Source organism: Collinsella sp. AF02-46-1 (genome assembly GCF_003465825.1).
In the GTDB taxonomy this organism is placed as follows: Bacteria; Actinomycetota; Coriobacteriia; order Coriobacteriales; family Coriobacteriaceae; genus Collinsella.
The window spans coordinates 1-6,103 of the sequence record NZ_QSBV01000035.1; the positions used below are offsets into that span (position 1 = coordinate 1).

General features: G+C 60.1%; 5 protein-coding genes. 3 read left to right on the top strand and 2 right to left on the bottom strand.

The genetic code is table 11. The annotated features are described in order from the left end of the window. Positions 1-89: 89 nt before the first annotated feature. Complete coding sequence (gene manA, locus DWV20_RS09595; RefSeq protein WP_370448158.1) at positions 90-1,022, bottom strand: mannose-6-phosphate isomerase, class I; 933 nt, start codon at positions 1,020-1,022, stop codon at positions 90-92. A gap of 75 nt (positions 1,023-1,097) precedes the next feature. Next, a complete protein-coding gene (locus DWV20_RS09600; RefSeq protein WP_117646233.1) occupies positions 1,098-1,817 on the bottom strand; it encodes a GntR family transcriptional regulator in 720 nt (239 codons plus the stop codon). 340 nt (positions 1,818-2,157) lie between these two features. On the opposite strand from DWV20_RS09600, the gene DWV20_RS09605 reads away from it, so the two are divergent. The 3 genes from DWV20_RS09605 (at position 2,158) to nhaA (ending at position 5,828) form a co-directional block, all read left to right on the top strand. Continuing rightward, a complete protein-coding gene (locus tag DWV20_RS09605) occupies positions 2,158-3,111 on the top strand; it encodes an ROK family protein (protein WP_233539252.1) in 954 nt (317 codons plus the stop codon). A 166-nt stretch (positions 3,112-3,277) separates the two neighbouring features. After that, positions 3,278-4,201 (top strand): manganese-dependent inorganic pyrophosphatase, encoded by a 924-nt coding sequence (locus tag DWV20_RS09610; RefSeq protein WP_117759766.1) that lies wholly within the window; start codon positions 3,278-3,280, stop codon positions 4,199-4,201. Positions 4,202-4,469: 268 nt separating this feature from the next. Continuing rightward, the gene (gene nhaA, locus DWV20_RS09615; RefSeq protein ID WP_118256880.1) at positions 4,470-5,828 is read left to right on the top strand and encodes a Na+/H+ antiporter NhaA; all 1,359 of its coding nucleotides are present in this window, start codon (positions 4,470-4,472) and stop codon (positions 5,826-5,828) included. Positions 5,829-6,103 lie beyond the last annotated feature (275 nt).

Sequence of the window (6,103 nt, forward strand, 5' to 3'; positions counted from 1 at the left end):
ACTTAATGTGCTCTCCGTGCGAGCAGGACTGTCCGAGCAGGCGACCAAACCCCGCGCCCCGTCCCGGCGAGCGCTCGGGGACCGGTAGCTTACAGGTGGCTGATGATCAGTTCCATCTTGCCTTCGAGGTCGATGGAGCTGACGGTGCTCGGGGCTAGCAGGTGGCTTCCCTTGTGGACGGGGTCGCCGCAGACGGTGCCTTCGCCGTCGATGACCGACAGACACATGAAGGGCCAGTGCTGGTCGAGGGTCTTGCTGCCGTTGACGCGCACGCGATCGACGGTGTAGCAGGGGTTGGACTCGAGTTCGGTCACGCCGTCGACTTCGGGCGCGGTCACGGTGCCGTCGGTCGGGGCCTGAGAATCAAAGTCGATGCAGTCGAGACTCTGCTCAATGTGCAGGGGACGCAGTTTGCCGTCGGTGCCGGGACGGTCGTAGTCGTACAGGCGATACGTCACGTCGCTCGACTGCTGCGTCTCCAAAATGAGCGTGCCGGTCTTGATGGCGTGGACGGTACCGGAATCAATCTGGAAAAAGTCGCCCTTGTGGATCGGCAGCACGTTGAGCATGTCGTCCCAGCGGCCGTCTTCGATCATCTGTGCAGCCTCGGCGCGGTCCTTGGCGCGCTGGCCGACGATGATTGTGGCGCCGGGCTCGCAGTCCAGCACATACCAGCACTCGGTTTTGCCCAGGCTGCCGTTCTCGTGCTCGGCGGCGTACTCGTCGTTGGGATGGATCTGGATCGAAAGGTCGTCCTTGGCGTCCAGAATCTTAATGAGCAGCGGGAACCCCTTGCCCTCGCAGTTGCCAAAGAGCTCGCGGTGCTCGGCCCACAGCCATGACAGCGTGTGACCGGCGTACGGGCCCTCAGCGATCTGGCAGTCGCCGTTGGGGTGTGCCGAGATGGCCCAGCACTCACCGATGGGACCCTCGGGAATGTCATAACCAAATACGGTTTCGAGCTGGCGGCCGCCCCAGATCTTCTCGTGAAAGATCGGCGTCAGTTTAATCAAATCGGACATGTTCATACCCCCATGGTGTTGCGCGGCCGCCCACTCTAAACGAGCCGTAACGAGCGCCCGCATGACTACAAAAACCTATGCCAACGTTACGTTGTGCAGCTCAAAGCGGTCACCAACGTTGCGCGAGATCGAATGCTCAAAGGCGGTGCCGCTATCCAAAAAGCCAATCTGGTTGAGCTCGAGCAGGGGAGAGCCGGGTTTGGTGTCCAGGCGCTCAGCCTCTTCCTCGGTTGCCGCTACGGCGCGAATGGTGCGGTGGAAGCTCGAAATCTTCAGCCCGCATTGCTTGCGGATGAAGCTGTAGACCGATCCATACAGGTCTTTCTTTTTAAGGCCCGGAATCAGCTCGAGGGGCATGTAGGTGTACTCGATAACGATGGGCTTCTCGTCGACCTGGCGCACGCGCACGATGTGATAGGCAAAGTCGTCCTCGGCAATTCCCAGCTGGGCAGCGACGTCTGCTGGCGGATTGACAATCGAGAAATCGTAGACCACCGAGGTCACCTTCTCCCCGCGGTGCTCATACGAAAAGCCCTGGGAGCGATCGTTCTTGCCCTGGAAAAACGCCTGGCCGGGAAGCCCCGCCGTGTCCTTAACGTAGGTGCCCGATCCGCGCCGGCTGGTAACAAGACCTTCATCGGTAATCTGCTCAATAGCTCGTTTGACGGTGATTTTGGAAACGCTATAGAGCTCGCAGAACTCAACGACGGTGGGCAGCTTGTCGCCCGGCTTTAGAGCGCCGTCCTCGATGCTTCGACGGATATCTGCAGCTATTGCCTCGTATTTGGGAATCATGGAACCTCCTTTCCGGCTTGATTGAGTACAAACGAAAGTATAGTCCACGCCTAAGCATCCCTATTGCGTTTTTGAAAAGTTCGAGAAAGAGATAATTGAAAAACGCTTCTCTTTAACAACTAGAGCGCTCTAAATGAATATGCACTCTAATAATGTGGTATTGAGCAAATTGATTGGCTCGAGGACGGGGTTGGGCCGTTTTGCCGCCCAGCGAACCGAATTTCATGCCTTGCGTTTTCCCAGATAAAACCTGCCAAAACAAACCTGTCCCTTTTTGACAGGTTTTTGCCTGGGGAGCGGTACCATACAGGCAATGTTTAAACGAGAAAGGTGGGCTCCCATGGAACCTAAGCAGTACTATATCGGCATCGACGTTGGCGGCACTTCGGTTAAGGAAGGCCTGTTCGACGAGGACGGCAACCTGCTTGCCAAGGCCAGCGTGCCCACGCCTCCTATCGTTGACGCCGCGGGCTTTGCCGCGGTGACCGAGGCTATCGACCAGGTGGTCGCCAAGGCCCAGATTCCGCGCGCCTTTGTGGCGGGTATTGGCCTGGCCGTTCCGTGCCCCATCCCGGCATCGGGCGATGCCAAGGTCAAGGCCAACATTGCCATTAACCTGCCCGAGCTAAGAGTCGCCATTCAGGAGCACTGCCCCGACGCGGTCGTTAAGTACGAAAACGATGCCAACGCCGCTGCCATGGGCGAGGCCTGGCTCGGCTCTGCCAAGGGCGTACAGAACGTGGTGATGGTCACCATTGGTACCGGCGTGGGTGGCGGCGTTATCGTCAACGGCGACGTGGTGTCGGGCGTTGTGGGCGCCGGCGGCGAGATTGGCCACATGTGCCTGAACCCCGAAGAGGAGCGCACCTGCGGCTGCGGCGGACATGGCCACCTGGAGCAGTATTCCAGCGCCACCGGCGTGGTGAGTAACTACCTTGCCGAGTGCAAGAAGGCGGGCGTCGAGCCCATCGAGCTCACCGGGCCTTCTGATTCCAAGGACGTGTTCCAGGCCTGCCGCGAGGGTGACAAGCTCGCGCTGGCAGCTGCCGATACCATGGCCGACTATCTCGGCCGCGCCCTGGCGCTTATTGCCAACGTGGTCGACCCCGAGATGTTCCTGATCGGCGGCGGTGCCTCCGCTTCGGCCGATGTCTACCTCGACAAGGTTCGCGAACACTTTAAGCAGTACGCGCTTTCCGCCTCGCGCGAGACGCCCATTAAGGTCGCTTCGCTCGGCAACGACGCCGGCATCATCGGCGCTGCTTACGTAGCCCTGCGCGCCGCCGGTAAATAGCTGGTGCAAGGGGGACAGGTTACTTTGCACCAACATGGTGCGAAAGGGACAGCCTTGGCCCCCATGCTTGCCACAAAATATGCCGTGGCCCTTCCGTCTGCGAAGGCTCGGCATCGGCGTGCTACCATAGCTACGTCCAAGTACACATATCAAGTGGAGGATATCCATGGCAAACGTTCTTGTCTTTGGTCACCAGAACCCCGATAACGACGCCATTATGAGCGCCGTCGTCCTGTCCCAGCTGCTCAACCAGGTTGAGTATGCCGGCAACACCTACGAGGCCTGCGCTCTGGGCCAGCTCCCGGCCGAGTCCGCCAAGCTGCTTGCCGACGCCGGCATTGCCGAGCCCCGCGTGATCGAGTCCGTCGAGGCCGGTCAGCTCGTCGTCCTCACCGACCACAACGAGTCCGCCCAGTCCGTCGCCGGCCTTAAGGACGCCACGGTCTTTGGTGTCGTCGACCATCACCGCATTGGCGACTTCGAGACCGCCGGCCCGCTGCACTACATCTGCCTGCCCTGGGGCTCCAGCTGCACCATCGTCACCAAGCTCGCCGGCGTGCTCGGCGTTGAGCTTTCCGACGTTCAGGCCAAGCTGCTGCTCTCGGCCATGATGACCGATACGCTCATGCTCAAGAGCCCCACCACCACCGATGTCGACCGCGCTGTCGCCGCCAAGCTCGGCGAGCAGGTGGGCGTCGACCCGGTCAAGTTTGGCATGGATGTCTTCCTTACCCGTCCGTCCGGCTCCTTCACCGCAGCCGAGATGGTCGGCAACGACATCAAGATGTTCGAGCCTGCGGGCAAGAAGCTGCTCATCGGCCAGTACGAGACCGTCGATAAGAGCCGTGCGCTCGGCATGATCGACGAGATCCGCGAGGCCATGCGCGCCTACGCCGCCGAGAAGGGTGCTGACGGCATCGTCCTGTGCATTACCGACATCATGGAGGAGGGCTCGCAGGTCCTGCTCGAGGGCGAGACCGAGGCTGCTCAGAAGGGCCTGGGCATTGCCGACGAGCACGACGGCGTCTGGATGCCGGGCGTCCTCTCCCGTAAGAAGCAGGTCGCTGCCCCCATCATGGCCGCCTGCTAGGTTTAGTTGACCAAACGCCCCGACCGGATCGCGGACGCCCCGCGCTCCGGTCGTTTTTTTGTGCACGTCGCCGCGTCGTCTCTTGGACAGGCGTGCCTGTGCCGTTGAGCAAATAATGTTCAACCTGTGGTTCCGCTTTTCGGCCGCGCTTGCGCGCTTGTCGCGCAGGGTAGGCTAGATGCAAGCGTAATACGTTAGAGCGCGGCGCCGCCATCTGGGCGGGCCGTGCTTTTTTAAGACGGGAGCTTTCCCGTGAAAGGAGCCGCCCATGGCAGCAACTGAGCAGCTGTTCAATGTTCGTGAGCGCAAGCGCTTTGAACGTCACGACATCTGGGAGCGCATTGCCGAGAACGGCACCATTTCTGCCGCCGTCATGGTGATCGCCGCCATCGCCGCCGTTATCTGCGCCAATACCGATGCCTACGAGGCCATCCATCACTTTTTGGAGACCCCGCTGTATGTGGGTCTGGGCAACCTTACGGCTGGTCTCACCGTTGAGCTTTTCGTCAACGACTTCCTCATGGCGATTTTCTTTTTGTTGGTGGGCATTGAGCTTAAGTACGAGATGACGGTCGGCGAGCTCAAGAATCCGCGTCAGGCCATGCTTCCCATGCTGGCGGCCGTGGGCGGTGTCGTCGTTCCCGCCTGCATCTACCTGATCTTTAACCATGCCGGCGCGCACAACGGCTGGGCCATTCCCATGGCAACCGATATTGCCTTTGCGCTGGGCGTGCTGTCGCTTTTGGGCAACCGCGTGCCCAACGGCGTGCGCGTGTTCTTCTCGACGCTCGCCATCGCCGACGACCTGATCTCCATCGCCGCCATCGCCATCTTCTACGGTCAGAGCCCCAATCCGTTTTGGTTGGGCGCCGCCGCGCTTGTGACCTGCGCGCTCGTGTGGCTTAACAAGACGCAGCATTACCGCCTTGCCCCGTATTCGGTACTGGGGCTGCTGCTGTGGTTCTGCATGTTCAAGAGCGGCGTACATGCCACGCTTGCTGGCGTCATCTTGGCCTTTACCATCCCGGCCAAGTGTGGCGTCAAGCTCGATAGCCTCACCGATTGGCTGGGCGAGTGCCTGCCGCTGCTCGATGACCGCTACGATGATGAGGCACACATCCTGGGCCAGCATGACTTTACCGTCTCGACAACCAAGGTCGAGCGCGTCATGCACCGCGTGACCCCGCCGCTTATCCGCATGGAGCGTCTGATCTCCACGCCGGTCAACTTTGTGATCCTGCCGATCTTTGCGTTCGTAAACGCTCAGGTTCGCTTAGTGGGCGTGGACATGAGCACGCTGCTCACCGACCCGGTGACGCTCGGCGTGTACTTTGGCATGCTGCTGGGCAAGCCGATCGGCATCTTTGGTATGACGTTTGCCCTGGTTAAGCTTAAGGCCTGCGAGCTGCCGCACAATGTCAACTGGCACATGATTGCCGGCGTGGGCATTCTGGGCGGTATCGGCTTTACCATGTCGATTCTCATCAGCGGCCTTGCCTTCCCGACGGCCCAGTTTGAGGTTCTTGCAGCCAAGGCCGCTATTCTCGCCGGTTCGGTCACCGCAGCCGTGCTCGGCATGATCTACATGAGCGTGGTCTGCAAGCATCCCTCGCCCAAAGACGAGTAAGAGCGCGAAAACCGGCTCCAGAACCGATTCGGGCGCGTTCAAAATGCGGATTCGGGCGGTGCTTGCCGCCTGCCAGACACGCCAGTGGTCAAAAAACGCCGTTTGTGAGTACTGTCACAAACGGCGTATCATTTTAGGTGCGGAAAATAATGAACAAAGTTATAAGAACTGTACGTTAATGAGTGACCATCGACTTCCAATTTGGCGCTAGCTGACGGTGATTAGGAAGTTTCAAGGTGGCGCGCGCAGACGTGGTGTAAGAGCGTCCCGAGGTC